Source organism: Oxalobacter paraformigenes, assembly GCF_000158475.2.
Taxonomy (GTDB): Bacteria; Pseudomonadota; Gammaproteobacteria; order Burkholderiales; family Burkholderiaceae_D; genus Oxalobacter; species Oxalobacter paraformigenes.
Genome location: NZ_KI392031.1, coordinates 212,380 through 233,683, shown reverse-complemented (window position 1 = coordinate 233,683; position 21,304 = coordinate 212,380). Strand labels below are relative to the sequence as shown.

General features: G+C 55.0%; 20 protein-coding genes. All 20 read right to left on the bottom strand.

Annotated elements, in window-relative coordinates; genetic code table 11:
- Window positions 1-7 precede the first annotated feature (7 nt).
- The 20 genes from nagZ to truA all read right to left on the bottom strand — a co-directional run bounded on the left by nagZ (window position 8) and on the right by truA (window position 21,189).
- Window positions 8-1,078 carry a beta-N-acetylhexosaminidase gene (nagZ, locus tag OFAG_RS04410; protein WP_020994852.1) on the bottom strand — a complete coding sequence of 357 codons (1,071 nt, stop codon included), beginning with the start codon at window positions 1,076-1,078 and terminating at the stop codon, window positions 8-10.
- 11 nt (window positions 1,079-1,089) lie between these two features.
- Entirely contained in the window at window positions 1,090-1,503 is a 414-nt protein-coding gene (acpS, locus tag OFAG_RS04405; RefSeq protein ID WP_005877650.1) for a holo-ACP synthase, read from the bottom strand.
- The gene (pdxJ, locus tag OFAG_RS04400) at window positions 1,500-2,288 is read right to left on the bottom strand and encodes a pyridoxine 5'-phosphate synthase (RefSeq protein ID WP_005877652.1); all 789 of its coding nucleotides are present in this window, start codon (window positions 2,286-2,288) and stop codon (window positions 1,500-1,502) included. The genes acpS and pdxJ overlap by 4 nt, the downstream gene beginning before the upstream one ends.
- 47 nt (window positions 2,289-2,335) lie before the next feature.
- On the bottom strand, window positions 2,336-3,169 hold the full coding sequence (gene recO, locus OFAG_RS04395) for a DNA repair protein RecO (protein WP_005877654.1): 834 nt from the start codon (window positions 3,167-3,169) through the stop codon (window positions 2,336-2,338).
- Window positions 3,166-4,065: a GTPase Era gene (gene era, locus OFAG_RS04390; RefSeq protein ID WP_005877656.1), complete on the bottom strand. Its 900-nt coding sequence runs from the start codon at window positions 4,063-4,065 to the stop codon at window positions 3,166-3,168. The genes recO and era overlap by 4 nt, the downstream gene beginning before the upstream one ends.
- Window positions 4,066-4,069: 4 nt before the next feature.
- Window positions 4,070-4,876 carry a ribonuclease III gene (rnc, locus tag OFAG_RS04385; RefSeq protein WP_020994850.1) on the bottom strand — a complete coding sequence of 269 codons (807 nt, stop codon included), beginning with the start codon at window positions 4,874-4,876 and terminating at the stop codon, window positions 4,070-4,072.
- 57 nt (window positions 4,877-4,933) lie between these two features.
- On the bottom strand, window positions 4,934-5,851 hold the full coding sequence (lepB, locus tag OFAG_RS04380; protein ID WP_020994849.1) for a signal peptidase I: 918 nt from the start codon (window positions 5,849-5,851) through the stop codon (window positions 4,934-4,936).
- Window positions 5,848-7,641 carry a translation elongation factor 4 gene (gene lepA, locus OFAG_RS04375; protein ID WP_005877662.1) on the bottom strand — a complete coding sequence of 598 codons (1,794 nt, stop codon included), beginning with the start codon at window positions 7,639-7,641 and terminating at the stop codon, window positions 5,848-5,850. Before lepA ends, lepB begins: the two co-directional genes overlap by 4 nt.
- Before the next feature lie 157 nt (window positions 7,642-7,798).
- Window positions 7,799-9,010 (bottom strand): MFS transporter, encoded by a 1,212-nt coding sequence (locus OFAG_RS04370; RefSeq protein WP_005877664.1) that lies wholly within the window; start codon window positions 9,008-9,010, stop codon window positions 7,799-7,801.
- Between the two features lie 46 nt (window positions 9,011-9,056).
- A complete protein-coding gene (locus OFAG_RS04365) occupies window positions 9,057-11,282 on the bottom strand; it encodes a YgiQ family radical SAM protein (RefSeq protein WP_005877666.1) in 2,226 nt (741 codons plus the stop codon).
- 110 nt (window positions 11,283-11,392) lie between these two features.
- Window positions 11,393-11,947: a transcription elongation factor GreB gene (gene greB, locus OFAG_RS04360; RefSeq protein ID WP_005877667.1), complete on the bottom strand. Its 555-nt coding sequence runs from the start codon at window positions 11,945-11,947 to the stop codon at window positions 11,393-11,395.
- 170 nt (window positions 11,948-12,117) lie between these two features.
- Window positions 12,118-13,638: an amidophosphoribosyltransferase gene (gene purF, locus OFAG_RS04355; protein ID WP_005877669.1), complete on the bottom strand. Its 1,521-nt coding sequence runs from the start codon at window positions 13,636-13,638 to the stop codon at window positions 12,118-12,120.
- Between the two features lie 56 nt (window positions 13,639-13,694).
- A complete protein-coding gene (locus OFAG_RS04350) occupies window positions 13,695-14,183 on the bottom strand; it encodes a CvpA family protein (protein ID WP_005877671.1) in 489 nt (162 codons plus the stop codon).
- Window positions 14,184-14,204: 21 nt separating this feature from the next.
- Window positions 14,205-15,134, bottom strand: coding sequence for an SPOR domain-containing protein (locus OFAG_RS04345; RefSeq protein WP_231371665.1), 930 nt, complete (start codon window positions 15,132-15,134; stop codon window positions 14,205-14,207).
- Window positions 15,103-16,431, bottom strand: a complete 1,329-nt coding sequence (folC, locus tag OFAG_RS04340; protein ID WP_231371664.1) for a bifunctional tetrahydrofolate synthase/dihydrofolate synthase — start codon at window positions 16,429-16,431, stop codon at window positions 15,103-15,105. The genes OFAG_RS04345 and folC overlap by 32 nt, the downstream gene beginning before the upstream one ends.
- Window positions 16,432-16,524: 93 nt before the next feature.
- Window positions 16,525-17,394: an acetyl-CoA carboxylase, carboxyltransferase subunit beta gene (gene accD, locus OFAG_RS04335; RefSeq protein WP_005877677.1), complete on the bottom strand. Its 870-nt coding sequence runs from the start codon at window positions 17,392-17,394 to the stop codon at window positions 16,525-16,527.
- Between the two features lie 123 nt (window positions 17,395-17,517).
- Window positions 17,518-18,315, bottom strand: a complete 798-nt coding sequence (gene trpA / locus OFAG_RS04330; protein WP_005877680.1) for a tryptophan synthase subunit alpha — start codon at window positions 18,313-18,315, stop codon at window positions 17,518-17,520.
- Between the two features lie 54 nt (window positions 18,316-18,369).
- Entirely contained in the window at window positions 18,370-19,614 is a 1,245-nt protein-coding gene (gene trpB / locus OFAG_RS04325) for a tryptophan synthase subunit beta (protein ID WP_005877682.1), read from the bottom strand.
- 68 nt (window positions 19,615-19,682) lie between these two features.
- Window positions 19,683-20,345, bottom strand: a complete 663-nt coding sequence (locus OFAG_RS04320) for a phosphoribosylanthranilate isomerase (RefSeq protein WP_005877683.1) — start codon at window positions 20,343-20,345, stop codon at window positions 19,683-19,685.
- Window positions 20,346-20,394: 49 nt separating this feature from the next.
- Entirely contained in the window at window positions 20,395-21,189 is a 795-nt protein-coding gene (gene truA / locus OFAG_RS04315; protein ID WP_005877685.1) for a tRNA pseudouridine(38-40) synthase TruA, read from the bottom strand.
- Window positions 21,190-21,304: the final 115 nt, after the last annotated feature.

Below are 21,304 nucleotides of genomic sequence, written 5' to 3'. Positions count from 1 at the left end.
ACCTTTCTTAATCGCTGGCGATCTCTTCGACAATGGCACGCGCGCGCTGATAGCGTTTTTCCGCCTGAAGGGTATCCCAGTCAGGCGCCGGCATTTTCGGCACCAGACTCCTGATTCTGGCTGTACATTCGCGCATCGCTTCTTCAGAAAGCGGCGGCAATCCCGACAACAGTTCATCGGCCTTTGCGGGAGAATTGCATACCAGAACCATATCGCAACCGGCGCCCAGCGCCGCCCTGGCACGGGCGACAATGTCACCGGCCACACTCGCGCCTTCCATGCTGAGGTCGTCACTGAAAACGACCCCGTCGAATTCCAGTTCGTTTTTCAGGATCGTCAGCCATTTTTTCGAAAATCCTGCCGGCGCTGCATCGACTTTCGGATAAATCACGTGGGCTGGCATGACACTGGCCAGACTCATGCCCAGTTCCCTGTAGGGTACGGCATCGTCGGACAAGATGGTTTCCAGCGAACGGTCATCAACCGGAATTTCCGTGTGGGAATCGCCTTTCGCATACCCGTGGCCCGGATAGTGTTTTCCACAGTTGGCCATCCCTGCCAGCGACAAGCCGTAATTCAGGCTTTTCGCCAGAAAAGTGACCACATTCGGATCGCGATGGAACGAACGGTCTCCGATCACTTTCGATACACCGTGATCCAGATCCAGAACCGGCGTGAATGAAAAATCGATCCCGCACGCCCGCAATTCGGAAGCCAGCACATAACCGACAGCCATGGCCGCACGGGAAGCGGCGACCTGACTGCCTTCCCACATGTCCCCCAATGCACGCATCGGCGGCAAACGGGTGAAACCGTCAAAGCGGAAGCGCTGCACGCGCCCCCCTTCGTGATCCACAGCAATCAGGATATCCGGCCGTTCCCTGCGGATCGCATTCGTCAACGCCATCAGTTGTTCCCGGTTCTGGTAATTGCGCGCAAACAGAATAATGCCTCCTGTCAGGGGATGACGTATCCTCCTGATGTCTTCTTCCAGAAGCCGCAAACCGATCACATCCAGCATGACGGGACCATAACTGTTCCTTTTGCCGCTCAACAATATACTTTTTCCCGATATCATGTTCTGTCCTGTCAGTTGATGTTTTCCGTGATTTCCGTCTGTTCGATCACGACAAAAGCCATGGCGTATTCCGCCTCATCCGTCACCGATACCTGTGCTTTCAGACCGAGTCTTTCCATATGTGCCTTCAGTTTGCCGCTGCAAACGGCTTCAGGCTTGCCGCCTGGCGCATTCAGGAGCTGCATGGCGCGCCAGGTCATCGGCATGCGCATCCCCAGCCCCAGCGCCTTGGAAAACGCTTCCTTGGCGGCAAAACGCGTGGCCAGATACCGGAGCCCGCGCAATTCCACCTTGGCCCTGCGGTGAAGATAACGCTTCATTTCCTGCGGCCCCAGTATTTTTTCCGCAAAACGGTCGCCGCGCCTTTCCAGCGCCGCTTTCAGGCGTGTAATCAGAATCATGTCGGTCCCGATTCCGTAAATCATCGCTCACCTCTTTCCCGCACTCCGTTTCCGGCAGGCCGTCTTGCCTCCACAATCAGCGCTTTCATATCGGCAATCGCCTTTTTCCATCCGGTAAAAACCGCCCGTGAAACAATGGAATGGCCGATATTCAGCTCGGCAATCCCCTCGATTTCCGCAATGGGCACGACATTTTCATAATGCAGGCCATGTCCGGCATTCACTTTCAGGCCATGACCGATCCCTTCTTTCACCCCTTGGCGCACGCGTTCCAGTTCATGTTCCCGCGAAGCTTCGTCGAAAGCGTTGGCATAGCGCCCGGTATGCAATTCGATAACCGGCGCGCCCGCTTCATGGGAAGCGATGATCTGTTCTTCATCGGGATCGATAAAAAGGCTGACCCGGATGCCCGCCTGGGTCAGGCGTTCCACGGCGGACTGGACGATATCGAAATAGCGGACAATGTCCAGACCGCCCTCGGTCGTCAGTTCCTCGCGCCGCTCCGGCACCAGACAGACATCCTGAGGCCGGATATCGCAGGCGAAATCAATCATTTCGGAAGTCATGGCCGATTCCAGATTCATCCGGGTCGCCAGCAACGGCCGGATGGCGCGCACATCGGCATCCCGGATATGCCGGCGGTCTTCACGCAGGTGCAGCGTAATGGCGTCCGCTCCCGCTTCTTCCGCCATCAGGGCGGCCACGACCGGATCCGGATAGGACGTTCCCCGCGCATTCCGCAAAGTAGCGATATGGTCGATGTTGACGCCCAGTTCGATGCCCGGGCCATTCGGTTCAATGAAGCTCATAGTTCACAAAAAGAAATGGAAAACACAGGGACTAGTTTACCCTTTTGTTACAGCTGGCGCAGATCTATTAATATCTTCCGTGTCTGAAGCGGCACACCGTCCAGATGATGCGCCAGAAGAAAACGCATCAGATGCTTGCTCTGCAACTGGGTCTGCGGATCGGCATAGTCTTCCCTGACCATATCCAGCAGGGTTTTGCCGGAAACACGGGGAGCCGTATCGCCCAGCGTTGCCGGACGCGGGCCGCTTTCAGGATCGACGACGTAAATCCCGTCCGGTTCCACCGGAGACCGGTCTTGTATATTGACGGAAAAATCGGACGCCACACCGGTTTCTTTCAACAGGGCCAGTTCGAAAATACGCAAAACCGTCTGCGCCGACTCGGCAGTCGCCAGACGTGCCAATGCCCTGACATAGTGCTCGAAAAGCCCCTGATGCGGATCTTCCCGCGCCAGCAGCTTGAGCAAGAGTTCGTTCAGATAAAACCCGTACAAGAGCGCCGAATTTTCCAGGGGAATCATGCCGCCCACCCATTCGGCCGACGTGAGCGTTCTCAGTTCAGACTTGCCCGACCAGCCGATGGAAAGCGGCTGGAAAGTCTGCAAAACGCCTCTTAAGCGGGAAGTCGGCCTCTTCGCGCCTTTGGCCACCAGCGCAACCCGGCCATAATCGCGGGTAAAAACTTCCACAACCAGACTGCTTTCCCGGTAAACATAACTGTGAAGAACAAAACCGGGCTGTTCGGCCACACGGGTTTCAGGGCTGTTTTTCAAGACCGGGAAACGCCCCGTCCCCCGTACAAAGTCGCCATTTACCGGCCCGCCACTTTCATCCTTTTCATCCGGAAGCATCGATACGCTTTCCATTTCACTGCGGTTCACTCGTATCCGTAGGCCCTGAGTCCCGCCTCATTGTCGGCCCAGCCGGACTTGACCTTGACCCAGATTTCCAGATAGACGGGCACGCCGAACATTTTTTCCATATCCAGTCGCGCCTCGGTGGAAATCTCTTTCAGTTTTTCTCCTTTGTGACCGATAATCATGGCCTTGTGCGCTTCCCGTTCCACGAGCACAGCCGCAAATACCCGGCAGATTTTTTCCTTGCGTTCGAACTGCTCGATCACAACCGTGCTGGTATACGGCAACTCGTCGCCGGTATAACGGAATATCTTTTCGCGGATGATCTCTGCCGCCATGAAGCGTTCGCTGCGATCGGTTACATCGTCCGGCGAGAAAAACGGCGGATTTTCAGGCAGCAAATGACGGATTTCCTCTTCCAGCCGGTTCAGCTGGAAACGCTGGCGCGCCGAAACAGGCACAATGGCGGCAAAATCCCGCAAGGCAGCCAGTTTTTCGGCAAACGGGATCAGTTCCGCTTTTTCTTTCACCTTGTCCGTTTTGTTGACGACCAGAATGGTCGGAACATTTTCGGGAATCAGATCCAGCACCTGCTGATCCGCCTGTCCGTAAACACCGGCATCCACCACAAAAAGAATCACATCCGCCGTCGAAAGCGTATCGCGGACTGTTCGGTTCAGATTCTTGTTCAGGGCGTTGTTGTAGCGCGTCTGGAAACCGGGCGTGTCGATATAAATGAATTGGGCATCGTCATCCGTCTGGATTCCCATAATCCGGTGGCGGGTTGTTTGCGCCTTTCGGGACGTGATACTGACCTTGGCGCCGATCAGCTCGTTCATCAGGGTGGATTTGCCGACATTCGGGCGTCCCACAATAGCGATATAGCCGCAACGGAAATGGTTGTCTTTCTGATCTGTCATGATATCAACCTCGCTTTCTGGAAGAAGGGACCGCTTTATCGGCAGGCTCTTCCCGCTGTAATGTGGAAATGCCGACCAGTTTCATCTGCGTTTCTTTCTGTTTCTCTTTTCCGGACGGAACCGCTTTCCGGTTTTTCATGACATCCGCTATTTCAGCCAGTGCCTTCCTGGCCGCTTCCTGTTCGCCAGCCCTCCGGCTGCTTCCGGTTCCATAGACGTGAATATCGAATTTCCCGATAACACACTCGACCTCGAATTCCTGATTATGCGCCGCACCCCGCGTGGCGACGACATGATATTCGGGCAAGGCCATCTTGTGCCCCTGCAAATATTCCTGCAACTGCGTCTTCGCGTCTTTTCCGTACGTTTCCGGATCGAGTTCTTTCATCATATCGGCAAACAGTCTGGTAATAACCCGTTTGACCGTTTCGAAACCGGCATCCAAAAACACCGCGCCAAACAGCGCTTCCATGGCGTCCGCCAGAATGGAAGGCCGTTTGAATCCCCCGGCTTTCAGCTCGCCTTCGCCCAGCCGCAAAAAACGGGACAACTCCAGCTTGCATGCAATTTCATACAAGGCCTGCTGCCTGACCAGACTGGAACGCAACCTGGACAGGCTTCCCTCGTTCAGGGCGGCATACCGTTCATACAGATTGATCGCCGTCACGCAATTCAGAAGGGAGTCGCCCAGAAACTCGAGTCTTTCATTGTGATGGCTGCTGTAACTCCGGTGCGTCATGGCCGTTTCGAGCAACGCCGCGTCATGAAAGGTATAACCGATTCTGTCCTGCAGCATTTTCAGATTTATCATCGCAAATCCCGACACGTTATTATTGTGCAAAATCAGGGTTCATGGCGTCGTCGCCTTTTATCGTATGCCGCCGATTCGCGTCATGTCTCCAAGATTCATCCAGACGAAAAAAGCCTTGCCGACAATATACTCGTCCGGCACAAACCCCCAGTACCGGCTGTCGAGACTGTTGTCCCGGTTGTCCCCCATCATGAAATAGTAACCTTCCGGCACCGTACAGGCGAACCCTTCCACATTATAGGTGCACATGTGCCGGTTCGGAAAACGGTCGGGGTGCCGCACATAAGTCGGCGCACGATTGTCGTTCAGGATGTGATGACGGACGTCGGTACCTGCCAGACCTTCCACAAATTCCCTTGAATAGGTCAGGCTTTCGGTATCGAGATAATCCCCCAGCGGCTGATACGCCGATTCCACCCCGTTGATAATCAGTTTCTTGTTCCGGTATTCCACCCGGTCGCCTCCGACGCCGACAACCCGTTTGATATAATCCAGCGAGGTGTCTTTCGGAAATTTGAAAACGACGACATCCCCTTTTTGCGGATCGCCGAGATCAACGATCTTCTTGTTTATGACCGGCAACCGGATGCCGTAACTGTACTTGCTGACTAAAATCATGTCGCCGATCTGAAGGGTTGGCACCATCGAACTCGATGGAATTCGGAACGGTTCCCACAAAAACGAGCGAATAATGAACACGGCGGCAATAACCGGAAAAAAACTGCCGGAATATTCCACCCAGGTCGGCTTTTTCAGCAGTTTTTCCTTCAGCGTCTGGCGACCCGACTCATCGACCTGGATACCCTGCGCTTTCAGTCTGGCGTTGCGTTCGTCGAAAGCGGCCAGCGCCACTTCCGCGGCCGCTTTCCGTTTTGGAGCAAGCGAGAACCTGTCGTAAAACCAGATAACCCCCGAAACAACCATCAATATGAAAAGGATCAGGGCGAAATTACCCAGCAAAGCCTGCACATTCATTTTTCATCCACTTGTAAAATTGCCAGGAACGCTTCCTGCGGAACTTCCACGGAACCAACCTGTTTCATCCGCTTTTTGCCCGCCTTCTGCTTTTCCAGCAGCTTGCGCTTGCGGGTGATATCACCGCCATAGCACTTCGCCAGCACATTCTTGCGCAAGGCTTTCACATTCTCGCGCGAAATGATCGTCGAACCGATTGCCGCCTGAATCGCGACATCGAACATTTGCCGCGGAATCAGTTGCCGCATTTTCGCCGCCACGGCACGGCCACGGAACTGGCTGTTGGCCCGGTGCACGATAATGGCGAGCGCATCGACTTTTTCGCCGTTGATCAGCATATCGACTTTCACCACGTCGGACGCCCGGTATTCCTTGAACTCATACTCCATCGACGCATAGCCGCGCGAAATGGATTTCATCCGGTCGAAAAAGTCGAGCACGATTTCCGCCATCGGCAATTCGTAAGTCAGCCGTACCTGCTTGCCGTGATAATGCATATCCACCTGGATGCCGCGCTTCTGGTTGCACAGCGTCATGACAGGGCCGACATATTCCTGGGGCATATACAGGTTCACCGTCACGATCGGTTCCCGGATTTCCTCGATCCTGCCGGGATCGGGCATCTTGGAAGGATTGTCCACCTTCAGCACTTCGCCGTTTTTCAGCACAACTTCATACACAACGGTCGGCGCCGTCGTGATCAGATCCATGTCGAATTCGCGCTCCAGCCGTTCCTGCACGATTTCCATATGCAAAAGGCCCAAAAAACCGCAGCGGAAACCGAAACCCAGCGCCTGCGACACTTCCGGCTCATATTGCAGGGCAGCATCGTTCAGTTTCAGTTTTTCCAGCGAATCGCGCAAGGCGTCATACTGGTTGGCTTCCACCGGGAACAGGCCCGCAAACACCTGCGGCTGCACTTCCTTGAACCCCGGAAGCGGCTCGCCGGCAGGACGCGAGGCAAGCGTCATGGTATCCCCGACTTTCGCCGCTTTCAGCTCCTTGATGCCGGCAATCACAAAACCGACCTGTCCGGCCGACAAGGCCTCTTTCGATTGCGAACGGGGCGAAAAGACCCCGACGTTTTCCACCAGATATTCCGATCCGGTCGCCATCAGCCGGATTTTTTCCCTGGGTTTCAGGGTACCGTTCTTGATACGCACCAGCATGACGACCCCGACATAATTGTCGAACCAGGAATCGATAATCAGGGCTTGCAACGGCGCTTCCGGATCGCCCTCCGGCGGAGGCACTCTGGCAATAATCGCTTCAAGAATATCCTCGACGCCCTGTCCGGTCTTGGCCGAACACAAAACGGCCTCCGTCGCCTCGATACCGATAACATCCTCGATTTCAGCCCGCGCATTGTCCGGATCGGCCGACGGCAGATCGATCTTGTTCAAAACCGGCAATACTTCCACATTCAGATCAAGCGCGGTATAACAGTTCGCGACAGTCTGGGCCTCTACCCCCTGCGAAGCGTCCACAACCAGAAGCGCGCCCTCGCAGGCGGACAGGGAACGGCTGACCTCATAACTGAAATCGACGTGTCCCGGCGTATCGATCAGGTTCAGGTTATACGTCTGGCCGTCTCTGGCCTTGTAATGCAGTGCGGCCGTCTGGGCCTTGATCGTGATGCCCCGTTCCCTTTCCAGATCCATGGAATCGAGCACCTGCGCTTCCATTTCACGATCCGACAACCCCCCGCACAGCTGGATGATGCGGTCGGCCAATGTCGATTTGCCGTGGTCGATATGAGCGATAATGGAAAAATTACGGATGTTTTTCATTAGCTTGCAGAAAAAGAGACGAGTCAGACGGAAAACAAAACACTATAAACCAGAAATACCTGCAAAAAGAGACATTTTACTAAATTTCTGGAAAAACTCGCTTTATCCCGCTATCGGATGGCTCCTGTTTTCCATGAAACGTTGCGATCAGGCAGGATCAGTTCACCAGTTCTTTCCCGAATTGCGGCAGCCACCGGCGGGCTCCCGCAAACAGAACAAGCGCACAACATGCCGATCCTGTCAACGCCAGAAAAGCGGCACTATATCCGGCATGATAGGCAAAAAGGCCGCCGACTGTACTACTCAAGGCAGCCCCGATTCCCTGCAGAGTCATGACAACACCCAATCCCATATTGACATGGCCGGTTCCACGCATGATTTTCGCTACTATTCCAGGCGTTGCCACACCGATTAGCCCCGCGCCGACCCCATCCAGTATCTGGACAGGGACAATACACCAGGGATCATGCCAGAAACCGGCAATCAGTCCTCTTGCTGGCAAGGCGATCAGCGCCAGAAGAATCACCTGTCCATACCCGCGTTTTTCAGCAATCCTGGCTGCCCACAAGGCCATTGGAACCATTGTCAGCTGGGCAATAATAACTGTTGCTGCCGTATAAACGGCAGGCTCCACATGGTGTACGGCAACAGCCGATTGTCCAAGTAATGGCAAGAGCGCGGCATTTCCCAGATGAAAAAAAAACAGTATCAGTCCTGTTGCCATAATGGAACGGTTCATCAGCAACTGGCCGACCGGGGCCGGTACAGCTCCCTTTTTCTCTTCCAGCCCACGTGCGACATCATAGTTGATCAGCGCCGGATCAATCAGAAAAACAAAAAGAACAGACAACAGCCCCATTGCCAGCATCACGCCCAAAACGCCTGAAAGGCCATAAAAATAACCGATGATGCCGCCCAAAGCGGCGGTGGAAAAATTCCCGAAATGATTCCATGCCTCGTTTTTTCCGAGACGGTGAGCCAGCCCCTTCTGGCCGACCAGTCCCAGCGTGATACTGGTCAACAGCGGCATGATGGCAGCCGCCATGATTCCCTGAACAATTTGCATCCCGGCAACAAAAGGAAAGAAACGGCAGTGGAAAACCGCCGTAGCGGACAGAACGATCATTATCGTTGCAACAGCCAGCATCAATCGCTTTTTTCTTGTTCCGTCAGCCAACGCGCCAAGAGGTGTTGTTAGCACCATGCCCGCAAGACCGCCCGCTGTCATGACATAGCCGATTTCATCCGGCGTCCAGTTTTTTCCCTGCAGGTAAACGCCCAGGAACGGGCCCAGACCATCCCTGACATCCGCCAGCGAAAAGCTCAGCAAGGACAATGCTGTCAGTGAAATATTTCTTTTTCGAACCATTTGAAAAAAGCCGGTACGGATACAACAGAGGTAGCCCGTAATGTATTCATCTTCGGCCAGAACGGACCGAAACGCCTTTTCTGTGACGGATAGCCCCTGCCAATTTTCCTTTTATGTTATTGCCCCGTCGCACATGGGCAGTTTGTCCGATCTCGTCCTTTTCCTGATCAGGACGTTTTGCCTTTCCCGTTTTTTCCAACGAAGCAAACCTGTTTTTCATGGAAACCGGAGCGGACTTCCAGGCCGGAACCAGTTGATCCGGTCCGTTCCCGATCAGATCGGAACGCCCGTGCCGCCTGAGCCATTCTCTCAGCAATTGCCAGTTTTCCGGATCGTGGTAACGCAGGAAAGCCTTGTGCAAGCGACGCACTTGTCCCTTTTTCGCCGTTTCCACTTTTTCGGAATCCCGCGAAACCGGCATCAGCGGATTTTTTCCCGTATGGTACATCGTCGAGGCAATCGCCATCGGCGTCGGCATGAAAGTTTGCACCTGATCCGGACGGAAACGGTTTTTCTTCAGCCACAAGGCCAGATTCAGCATATCTTCATCTGTCGCGCCGGGATGGGCGGCAATGAAATACGGCACCAGATACTGTTCCTTGCCCGCCTCTTTCGAATAGCGGTCAAACAGTCTCCTGAACGCATCGTATGTCCCGATGCCCGGTTTCATCATCTTGGAGAGCACATTCGGTTCCGTGTGTTCCGGGGCGATTTTCAGCAAGCCGCCGACATGATGCGTCACCAGTTCACGGATATATTCCGGGGACTCGACGGCCAGATCGTAACGCACGCCCGAACCGATCAGAATCTTCTTGATGCCCGGCAGCGCTCTCGCCTTTCGGTAAAGCGAAATCAGCTTGCCGTGGTCGGTATCGAGATTTTTGCAAATTTCCGGATAAACGCAGGAAAGCCGGCGGCAGACCTGCTGCGCTTTTTCGTTTTTGCAGCCGAGCCGGTACATGTTGGCCGAGGGGCCGCCCAGATCGGAAATGACTCCCGTGAATCCCTCGACGCGATCGCGGATTTCCTCGATTTCCCGCAAAATCGACGGTTCGGACCGGCTCTGGATGATACGGCCTTCGTGTTCGGTAATCGAACAGAAGGTGCACCCTCCGAAACACCCACGCATGATATTGACGGAAAACCGGATCATCTCCCATGCCGGAATCCGTTCTCCCTGATAGGAAGGATGGGGCGCTCTCGCATAGGGCAAGCCGTAAACCCCGTCCATCTCTTCCATCGTCAGCGGCAAGGGCGGCGGGTTCACCCAGACGTCCCGTTCGCCATGCGCCTGCACCAGAGCGCGCGCATTGCCCGGATTCGATTCCAGATGCATGACGCGCGAGGCATGGGCATACATCACCGGGTCGTTTTGCACCTGTTCAAACGACGGCAGGCGGACAACCGACTGGCTGTTCATTTTCAGACGCAAGCCGATCCGGTTTTCCCGGATCGCCTCTGCCGTTCTCTCTTGCCGCTCAGCTTTGGCCTGGCAGGGTTCGGGTTCCGGAAAATAGGGATTGGCATGTTTCTTTACCGGCCCCGGCGTATCCAGTCCTGAAGAGTCCACGTCGATCCAGTCCCCATCCGGTTTCCAGCCGCCGGGAACCATGAAAGCCGTCCCGCGCAGATCGCGGATCGACCCGATTTTCTCACCGGCAGCCAGCCTGTGGGACAACTCGACAATAGCCCGTTCGGCATTGCCGTACACCAGCATGTCAGCCTTGGAGTCGGGCAATACCGACCGCCTGACCTTGTCCGACCAGTAATCGTAATGCGCCAGACGGCGCAGGCTCGCTTCAATCGAGCCGATCACGACAGGGATTCCCGGATAGGCTTCCCTGGCACGCTGTGCGTAAACCAGCAAGGCGCGGTCAGGCCGTTTTCCCGCAACGCCTCCCGGAGTATACGCATCATCCGAACGGATTTTCCGCTCGGCCGTGTAGCGGTTGACCATGGAATCCATATTTCCCGACGTCACCCCGAAATACAATTTCGGACGTCCCAGCGACCGGAAAGCGGCCGCCGATTTCCAGTCCGGCTGGGCAATAATGCCGACCCGGAAACCCTGTGCTTCCAGAACCCGGCCAATGACCGCCGCGCCGAAACTCGGGTGATCGACGTACGCATCTCCCGAAACAATGATGATATCGCATGCGTCCCATCCCAGCGCCTCCATTTCCTGCCGCGACATCGGCAGAAAGGGAGCGGCGCCGGCACGTTTCACCTTGCGGGGCACATAGGAAAAAATGTTTTTCGGAACAACCGTCATATCGGAAACGGAGAAAACAGTGAAACACTCATCCAGTATACGGAGGAAGCGCACAAAGACAAAACTTTGCGAAAATCCTTGTCGCGTAAAGGAAAAGAAAGACCGGAAATCTACCGGGGCTGCGGATAACTCACTTCCAAAATAACCAGTTCCTCAATCCCGGCAGGCGTGTGCAGGGTTACGGTATCGCCTTCATGCGCCTTGATGAGCGTTCGTGCCATTGGCGAAATCCAGCTGATTTTTCCCTGAAGCGGATCGAATTCATCAATGCCGACAATCGTTACGGTATTTTCTTCCCCGTTTTGCCGTTCATAGGTCACGGTCGCGCCGAAAAAAATCTGGTCGTTGCCATAATGGACGCTGGGATCGAATTCTTCCGCCGCCTCGATCCGCTTGATCAGGAAACGGATACGCCGGTCGATTTCACGAAGCCGGCGTTTGCCGTAAATATAATCGCCATTTTCCGAACGGTCGCCATTGGACGCCGCCCATGAAACCGTCTGGACAACCTGAGGCCGTTCCGTATCGATCAGTTCCAGCAATTCGTCTTTCAGTTTCTTCAGGCCGGCCGGCGTGATGTAATTCTTGAATCCGGCCGGCAGTGCCGGAATAGCCGGTTCCAGTTCGTCGTCGTTATCTGTTTCTTTTACAAAAGCCTTGTTCATCGCATACTCGCTTGATCCGATAAGAATCCCTGTTCCCGTGCTGTCCCCTCCGTTAGGGCAAAACAGAAGAAAGACAAGTTGAACATGTCCAGCATACCGTAACTGACGGCCGTTGAACGAGAAAGCCTGATGCCGCTTGCGCGGCATCAGGCTTTTGCAGCGAAAATCCCTTATTCAGCCGTCGCCAGGGAAAGATTCAGCTGGTTTCTGACCATATCGTCCGGTACAGGAGCCGAATGTTTGCGTTCATATTCCACCTGATTCAGATAATCGGCCGAAACATCACCGGTAATATACTGGCCGTCGAAACAGGAAGCCTCGAAATTTCTCAGGGCGGGATTGACATCGGTGACCGACTGTTTCAAGGCCGCCAGATCCTGATAGACCAGTGCATCGGCCGTCATTTCCCGGCGGACCTCTTCATCGGTACGGCCATAGGCGATCAATTCTTCACGGGTCGGCATATCAATACCGTATACGTTCGGGAACTTCACCGGCGGCGCAGCGGATGCGAAAACGACTTTCGAGGCGCCGGCTTCACGTACCATCTGGACAATTTCCCGGCAGGTCGTGCCGCGCACGATGGAATCGTCAACTAACAGAACGCTCTTGCCCTTGAATTCGGAACCGATCGTATTCAGTTTCTGGCGAACGGAACGCTTGCGCACGGCCTGTCCCGGCATGATGAAGGTACGGCCGATATAACGGTTCTTGATCAGCCCTTCACGATATTCGATACCCAGCTTCAGGGCGAGCTGGATGGTTGCCGGACGGGAGGAATCCGGAATCGGCATCACGACATCAATGTCGCCAGTCGGAATTTCATGTTTGATCTTGTCGGCCAGATGCTCGCCCATTTTCAGGCGGGTGGCATAAACCGAAGCGCCATCGATCAGGGAATCGGGCCGTGCCAGATAGACATATTCGAAAATGCAGGGATTCAGACTCGGGTTTTCGGCGCACTGCTGATTGTACAGATTGCCGTCAACATCGATGAAAATCGCTTCGCCCGGCATCACGTCCCGCAAAAAGCGGAAACCCAGCCCTTCGAGCGCCACCGATTCGCTGGCGACCATGTATTCCGTACCCGTGTCCGTTTCGGCAAAACCGATGCAAAGAGGGCGGATACCGTAAGGATCGCGGAACGCCAGAATGCCGTAACCGGCAATGTGGGCAACCGCCGCATACGCGCCGCGCACCCGCTTGTGCAGGACGGAAACGGCCCGGAAAAGCGCCGCCGGATCCAGCGAATAACCGCTTGTCGCTTCCTGTATCTCGTGCGCCAGTACATTTAACAGCACTTCCGAATCCGAATTCGTATTGATGTGCCGGCGGTCGTTCCTGAACATTTCGCCTTTCAACTGTTCGCAATTGGTCAGGTTGCCGTTATGCGCAAAGGTGATGCCGAAAGGCGCATTCACATAAAAGGGCTGCGCTTCTTCCTCATTCTTGGCCGAGCCTGCTGTCGGATAACGGACATGACCGATGCCGCAGCTCCCCGGAAGAGCCCGCATATTGCGGGTGCGGAAAACGTCCCTGACCAGACCGTTTGCCTTGAACATGGCGAATTTGCCGTTACTGCACGTTGCAATACCCGCGGCATCCTGCCCGCGATGCTGCAACAGCTGCAAGGCGTCGTAAATCAGCTGGTTGACAGGGGTTTGGGAAACAATACCAACGATGCCACACATGGTGGACTCCTCAATCAAAAATTAAGAAAAACGAAAACCGCATAGGATACATCGAATCAATAATGAATGTATTCCACAAAATAGCCAGGCAAATACGGCATGACCGACTTTGCCGCCGCTTCCGCCACCGGCGAAAACATCGCGTTTTTCCAGAAAGGCTGCTGGGGCACTCTCGTCATGCCGCATATCAGCACCAGCGCCAGCGCGATCAATGCTCCCTTTGCCAGCCCGAAAAGCGCGCCCAGCAACCGGTCCACAAAAGTCAGGCCGCTGGCGTGAAGCACGAGACTCGCCAGTTTCGCCAGCAGCATCATGACGATTCGCGTTCCGATAAACAGCGCGACAAACGCCACGATCACTCTTAACACGTCGCCCGAAATCGCTTGCGGCAACCAGGGCACCACGACTTCTCCATAATGGAGCGCCACATAAAAGGCGACAATCCAGCTTGCCAGTGAAATCACTTCCCTGACCAGACCGCGCGTCAGACTGACCAGCATCGAACCGATCAGCAAAAACAGCAGAACGTAATCGAAAGCAGTCAAAACGCGTTTCCTGCCGTAACATTATTTCGACACCGGCGTACAGGACAATCCCATCGCCCTGAGTCTGGAACAGGCATTGTCCACCTCGCCCTTGCTCGAAAACGGCCCGATCCTCACCCGGATCCTTTCCTCGCCGTTTTTCGATTTCACTTTCTGCGTATGGGAAGGGATTCCCGCTTTGGAAAGACGGGCCTGCAACTCGTTCACCTTCTGTTGCGATGTCAGCGCAGCGACCTGAATAAGCGGTTTTTCCGGTTTGGCCCGGCTGCTGCTCTTTTCAGCAATCATTTGGCCGATCGGATCGGCGTCAGCACCCGCTTTCGCCTTTTCCTGTTTCGCCTTTTCCGCCTTCAATTGTTTTTCTTTTTCGGCTCTGGCCTGTTTTTCCGCCGCTTTTTGCCGGTCTTTTTCGTGATTTTGCGCGTCAACGGACTGTTCCTGCGGCGCCGGAGCGGCACTGTCTTTTACAGAAGCATCCGCCGCCGGCGTTACCGGGTTCGAAGACTGGCCTGCATTCCGTTCAGGTTGTGGCGCCGGTGCCATACCCGATATGGCGGATTTTTCATCCGGCTGCACCGCCCGGGAAGCGGCAGGAGGAGAGACAGCCTGATCGCTGGCTGCCTGCATGGATTTGTCTTTCGAGGGGATATCGATCAGGAGGTTGGGGGAAACCTGTTTGGGCCTGGACTCGAAAATCATCGGCAATACGATAATCGCCGCCAGGACCAGCGTCACCGAACCGACAAGCCGCCTTCGCGCCTTTTTCTTTTCCGGAAGATGCGGATCGGCGGCACCGCTCTTTTCGGAAGTCTTTTTTCTGTCAATACTGTCCGCGACGAACCGGCCCGCATCCCCGGACGACGTCTCGGCATCGGACTTCGGCTTGCCCCAGCGAAAAATGGAAAAACGGCTCATGCAATCAATGACGGTTGGTGTGAGGAGGCGGGTCACTTTCTTCCGTGACCCCCGTTACGACCCAGAACGATCCGAATGCCACTATTCTATCATTTTTCCGTGCATTATTCTTCGCGCTTGCCAAAGCATCCGCGGCATGATGATAAACCGAAATGCACTGATTGGTTTTTCCGCGGGTCACCCCTGCCGCGATCAATTTCTGTTTCAGCGCTTCCGCACTTGCTGCACGCGGCAACGGCAAATCGGTCAGATACCAACGATCAACGCAATCTTTCATCAGCTCGATCACGCCATCGATATCCTTGTCGGCCATGGCGCCGAATACGGCATAAGTCGTGCCGAACGCTCCCATCTCCTTCAGGTTTTTGGCCAGAACGGCAGCGGCATGGGGATTGTGAGCCACATCCAGAATAATGGACGGTTCATTTTGCAGGATCTGGAAACGGCCCGGCAATTCAGTGCGGGCCAGCCCACGCTCGAGCGCATCGCGTCCGACCGGCAAACGGGCCTGCAGGGCTTCGACCACGGCCAGAACCGTCGCGGCGTTATGAATCTGGTTATCGCCGTACAATGAGGGATGAACCAGTCCCGACACGGTACTCCTGCCGATATAATCCCATCGATCGGCATTCATGCTGAAAGAATAATCCTTTCCCAGCACTTTCAGTTCTGCCCCGATTGCCCGTGCGTGATGGATCAGCGAATCCGGCGGATCGATATCCCCATAGAAAGCGATACGGCCGCCACGGTATATGCCCGCCTTTTCAAAACCGATTTCTTCGCGGGTGTGTCCGAGATACTCCACATGGTCGATAGCGACATTCGTTACTACGGAAACATCCGCGTCGATCAGGTTGACCGCGTCAAGCCTTCCTCCCAGGCCGACTTCCAGAACAATCACATCCAGTTTGGCATCCGAAAAGAGTTTTAACGCGACAAGCGTCGTGAACTCGAAAAACGTCAGGGCGATATCGCCGCGCGCTGCCTCGATTTCCTCGAAACAGGCCACCAGCGTTTCATCATCGACCATTTTCCCGTCGATTTTCATCCGTTCGTTGAACCGGTGAATGTGAGGAGAAGTGTAAAGGCCGGTCCGGTAACCCGCTTCTTTCCAGATGGCTTGCAACATGGCGCAGGTCGATCCCTTGCCGTTCGTTCCGCCTACGGTCACCACCGGACAATCGAAACGGAGACCCAGACGCTCTTTCACCACGCGTATCCTGTCCAGTCCCATCTCGATATTTTTGGGATGAAGACTTTCCACAAGACGCGTCCATTCCGCCAGGGAACGATGCAGCAATCCTGTCTTTTGCATGGCCACTTGTCCAGACATCTTCATGAAAAACCGAATAAAGAATATGGTAAAAAACCGGAGCGCCTCATCCTTGCCAAACAGGCGTTTTCGCTACAAGAAAAACCGGACCTTTCAGGAAACCGACTCGACCGGCCTGTTTTGCAGCATGGCCAGCAGATGAGACAGTTCTTCCCTCATCTCGCGGCGATCCACAATCCGGTCGACCGCGCCCTTTTTCATCAGGAATTCCGAACGCTGGAAACCCTCCGGCAATTTTTCACGGACCGTATTTTCAATGACGCGTGGCCCTGCAAAACCGACCAGAGCCTTCGGTTCGGCCAGCACGACATCGCCCATAAAAGCAAACGATGCGGAAACACCCCCCATCGTCGGATCGGTCAGAACCGAGATATAAGGCAGGCCTTCCCTTGCCAGACGGGTCAGGATCATATTGGTTTTCGCCATTTGCATCAGGGAAAGCAGCCCTTCCTGCATACGGGCGCCGCCGCTGGCAGTAATACAGACAAACGGAACATGTCTCGCGATCGCTTCCTTCACGCCCCGGACAAACCGCTCTCCGACAACCGACCCCATGGAACCGCCCATGAACTCGAACTCGAAACAGGCGACGACAACAGGCAAAGACTTGATCGAACCGCCCACGACAATCAGGGCATCCGTCTCGCCTGTCGCCTTTTCGGCCGCCTTGAGACGATCCGGATACTTTTTGCTGTCCTTGAATTTCAACGAATCGTATGGCAAGGCCGTATGACCGACATCGTAGCGTCCTTCGGCATCGAGCAAGGCATCCAGCCGGTCCCGCGCGCGGATGCGCATATGATGGCCGCATTTCGGGCAGACATGCGCATTCGATTCCAGATCGGTGCGGTACAGCACCGCCTCGCAGGATGGACACTTCACCCAGAGACCTTCCGGCACTACCCGGCGAGGGTTTGTCTGATGCTGGATTCTCGGGGGAAGCAACTTGTCAAGCCAACTCATAAAATCTCCTGATCAGACAGGCTACCGTTTTGAAACGATAGCCTGTCTGCGTCTTTTTCTCGCATTAAACAGTCATTACGGCCTATTATGCCGACACAGGACGACTTTATAACCCTTATAGCGTCATTCGTCCAGTGCTTTGCGAATATCCGTCAAAAACGTTTTCACGGCTTCCGCGGCATTTGCCGGTTCCGCCTTTTCCAGTTCCTGTATTATCCGGCTGCCGATCACGACTGCATCTGCCGAAGCCCCAAGCGCTCTGGCGGTCGCCGCATCCCGGATCCCGAAGCCGACACCAACCGGAATGGTAACGTATTTTCGGATTTTTTCAATGCGGGAGGTGACTTCGCCGATATCCATATTTCCCGAACCGGTGACCCCTTTTATGGAAACATAGTAAATATAACCCCCTGCGATTTTGCCGATTTTTTCGATACGTTCATCCGTCGAGGTCGGCGCCAGCAGGAAAATCATATCCATGCCCCGCTCTTTCAGCGCACTGGCAAATGCCTCGCCTTCTTCAGGCGGATAATCGACGACCAGAACGCCGTCGACGCCTTTTCTGGCTGCCGCATCAATAAAGACATCCGTTCCCATGCGTTCAATCGGGTTGGCGTACCCCATCAGGACAACCGGTGTGATTTCATCATGAATCCGGAACGTTTCGACAGTATCCAGCACTTTTTGAAGGTGCATCCCTTTTTCCAGCGCCACTTCCGACGCATGCTGAATAACCGGCCCGTCGGCCATCGGATCGGAAAACGGAACACCCAGTTCGATGATATCCGCCCCGCCCTCCACCAGGGCATGCATCAGTGAAACGGTCAGTTCCGGATCGGGAAACCCGGCGGTAATGAAAGGAACCAATCCTTTCCGGTTCTGTTTTCTCAGACAATCCAGTGTTTGTTGTATGCGTGACATAATAAATCCTGTTCTTCAAATTCGGTTAAGGTCGTATTCCGTTTGAAAACGGACTTACCATTTGATGCCGGCGCGGAGCGCGACAGTATGCATGTCCTTGTCGCCCCGTCCGGAAAGATTGACCAGAATTATTTTGTCCTTCGGCAAAGCCGGCGCTGTTTTCACCGCATACGCCAGAGCGTGACTCGATTCCAGCGCCGGAATGATGCCTTCGATCCGGCAACAATCATGAAAGGCGGCCAGCGCTTCCTCGTCCGTAATACCCACATACCCGGCACGTCCCGAATCCTTCAGCCAGGCATGTTCGGGGCCTACTCCCGGGTAATCGAGACCAGCCGACACCGAATGGGTATCGATCACCTGACCGTCCTCATCCTGCAAAAGATATGTGCGGTTGCCATGCAACACCCCGGGACTGCCGCCATTTAGCGAAGCGGCGTGACGCCCGGTTTCGATTCCTTCGCCAGCCGCCTCGGCCCCGACCAGTTTCACCTCTTTGTGATCGATATACGGGTAGAAAATGCCCATGGCGTTCGAGCCGCCGCCGACACAGGCGACGACCACATCCGGCTGCCGCCCGGTCAGCTCCGGCATTTGCACCAGGCATTCCTCGCCGATCACCGACTGGAAATCGCGGACCATCATGGGATAGGGATGCGGCCCGGCCACAGTACCGATAATGTAAAAAGTCGTCTCGACATTGGCGACCCAGTCGCGCATGGCCTCATTCAATGCATCTTTCAGGGTTTTGGAACCGGATTCGACCGGCACGACCGATGCGCCCAGCAGTTTCATCCGGTAAACGTTCTGTGCCTGGCGTTCGACGTCCTCGCTCCCCATATAAACCACGCATTCCAGCCCGAAACGGGCGCAGATCGTTGCCGTGGCGACGCCATGCTGGCCCGCGCCGGTTTCGGCAATGATGCGTTTCTTGCCCATCCGTTTGGCCAGCAGCGCCTGACCGATCACATTATTGATCTTGTGGGCTCCCGTGTGATTCAGATCTTCGCGCTTCAGATAAATCTGCGCCCCGCCCAGCATGTCCGACCAGCGCGACGCGTGATAAACGGGAGAAGGCCGTCCGACATAGTGTTTCAGTTCATAACGGAATTCGGCCAGAAAATCCGGGTCGTTTTTGAAACGGGCATACGCCTGATTCAGTTCGTCCAGCGCATGGATCAGGGTTTCGGAAACGAAAATGCCGCCATAGACGCCGAAATGGCCGCGTTCATCCGGCAAACGATAGCCGGACGCTTCAAACAGCGCGTCAGATGCGCTGCAACCGTCTTTTTCTTTCATGGATAATCTCTCTTGAAACGCGATGGCACAGCCATCTGCATAAAACGAACCGGTACCGGCAATCCCGCCTAAACGGTTTCGTCCGCCTTGCGGACGGCATTTATGAAAGCATGGATTTTTCCGGCATCCTTGATGCCGCGCGCCGCCTCCACGCCACTACTGACGTCAACGGCAAACGGGCGCAATTCAGAGACTGCACCAGCGACATTTTGCGCGCTCAAGCCACCACTCAAAACGACCCGAGGCCCGATTCCTTTTGACACGAGAGACCAATTGAAAACCTTTCCCGCCCCGCCATACGCTTCCGTCCAGGCATCCAGCAGCAACCCCCTGAAAAACGGACTGGCATTGCGATAAATTTGTTCGTATTGTATCAAATCATCGCTTCTTGTATCCGGTTTCACCCGAAAAACCCGGATAAAAGGCAGACTGGCCAAAGCAGCCGCTTCGTGGCACGCTTCGGGCGTCTCATCCCCGTGAAACTGCAAAAGCGACAAGGGCACTTTTCGTACCGTTTCCGCAATCTCACCGGCACTTGCGTTGACGAAAAGACCGACTGTCGAAACAAAGGCGGGAACGGCAGACGTCAGAACCGCCGCTTTTTCCGCCGTCACGAAACGGGGACTTTCCGGGTAAAAAACAAAGCCCAATGCATCCGCGCCGGCTTCGATAACGGTACGCACGTCTTCCTCGCGCGTCAGTCCGCAAATTTTGATACGGGTACGATTCATGATCCGTCAGAAAAAAAAACTTATTTTATCCGGAGAACCCGACCGGCAGTCAGGGAAAGACATCTTCCCGTTGCGGCAGTCCCCACTTTTCCTCATAAAACACACGCGACAGATAAAGACCGTCCGGCATGAATGTCGGCGCTGCCTGCGACCGGTCACGGCTCTCCAGCAATTCCTTCATCCATTTCGGTGGACGGTTTCCCTTTCCGACGACAATTAACGAACCGACGATGTTGCGGATCATATGGTGCAGGAAGGCATTCGCCTCGAAAGTGAAAACGATCAGGTTTCCCTGTTTTTCGATCCCGATCCCGTTCATCGTCTTGACCGGCGTAATGGACTGGCATTCCGCTGCCCTGAATGCGGAAAAGTCGTGTTCGCCCAGCAAAAACCCCGCTCCTTCCCGCATCCATTCCAGATCCAGCGGACGGAAAACCCATCCTGCCCGGTTCTTCCACAACGGGGAACGCACGGGACTGTTGTAAACCAGATAACGGTACCGGCGGGCAATGGCGCTGGAACGGGCATGAAACCCGTCCTTTCCTCCGGGCACTTCGCAGGCCCAGCGAACGGCAATCGAGGAAGGCAAATAGGAATTGATGCCGCGCACCCACGAGACCGGCAAACGCTCAAGACCGGTATCCAGATGCACGACCTGTTCGGTCGCGTGCACCCCGGCGTCCGTTCTTCCCGCACAGGTCGTTGCCATATCCATGCGGGTGAACTGGCGAATAGCCGCCTCGAGCTGATCCTGCACCGTCATGCCGTCCGGCTGGGTCTGCCATCCCCGCCAGCCGGTACCGTCATATTCAATACCCAATGCAATCCGTTTCATTTCATTCATGATGCCCCGCTAACCGTGCCGATGCGCCCAATAGCCCGTCCAATCCGGGCCATGCCGCTGGCGAAGGCGACGCTGCTGCAAAAAAACGCCGCAACGACTTCAGTCCGGCTGCCCT

Bases quoted from the DNA above. Each gene is read 5' to 3' on its own strand.
- nagZ (WP_020994852.1), bottom strand. From the start codon at position 1,078: ATGATATCGGGAAAAAGTATATTGTTGAGCGGCAAAAGGAACAGTTAT.
- acpS (WP_005877650.1), bottom strand. From the start codon at position 1,503: ATGATTTACGGAATCGGGACCGACATGATTCTGATTACACGCCTGAAA.
- pdxJ (WP_005877652.1), bottom strand. From the start codon at position 2,288: ATGAGCTTCATTGAACCGAATGGCCCGGGCATCGAACTGGGCGTCAAC.
- era (WP_005877656.1), bottom strand. From the start codon at position 4,065: ATGACAGATCAGAAAGACAACCATTTCCGTTGCGGCTATATCGCTATT.
- rnc (WP_020994850.1), bottom strand. From the start codon at position 4,876: ATGATAAATCTGAAAATGCTGCAGGACAGAATCGGTTATACCTTTCAT.
- lepB (WP_020994849.1), bottom strand. From the start codon at position 5,851: ATGAATGTGCAGGCTTTGCTGGGTAATTTCGCCCTGATCCTTTTCATA.
- lepA (WP_005877662.1), bottom strand. From the start codon at position 7,641: ATGAAAAACATCCGTAATTTTTCCATTATCGCTCATATCGACCACGGC.
- OFAG_RS04370 (WP_005877664.1), bottom strand. From the start codon at position 9,010: ATGGTTCGAAAAAGAAATATTTCACTGACAGCATTGTCCTTGCTGAGC.
- OFAG_RS04365 (WP_005877666.1), bottom strand. From the start codon at position 11,282: ATGACGGTTGTTCCGAAAAACATTTTTTCCTATGTGCCCCGCAAGGTG.
- greB (WP_005877667.1), bottom strand. From the start codon at position 11,947: ATGAACAAGGCTTTTGTAAAAGAAACAGATAACGACGACGAACTGGAA.
- purF (WP_005877669.1), bottom strand. From the start codon at position 13,638: ATGTGTGGCATCGTTGGTATTGTTTCCCAAACCCCTGTCAACCAGCTG.
- folC (WP_231371664.1), bottom strand. From the start codon at position 16,431: ATGTCTGGACAAGTGGCCATGCAAAAGACAGGATTGCTGCATCGTTCC.
- accD (WP_005877677.1), bottom strand. From the start codon at position 17,394: ATGAGTTGGCTTGACAAGTTGCTTCCCCCGAGAATCCAGCATCAGACA.
- trpA (WP_005877680.1), bottom strand. From the start codon at position 18,315: ATGTCACGCATACAACAAACACTGGATTGTCTGAGAAAACAGAACCGG.
- trpB (WP_005877682.1), bottom strand. From the start codon at position 19,614: ATGAAAGAAAAAGACGGTTGCAGCGCATCTGACGCGCTGTTTGAAGCG.
- OFAG_RS04320 (WP_005877683.1), bottom strand. From the start codon at position 20,345: ATGAATCGTACCCGTATCAAAATTTGCGGACTGACGCGCGAGGAAGAC.
- truA (WP_005877685.1), bottom strand. From the start codon at position 21,189: ATGAATGAAATGAAACGGATTGCATTGGGTATTGAATATGACGGTACC.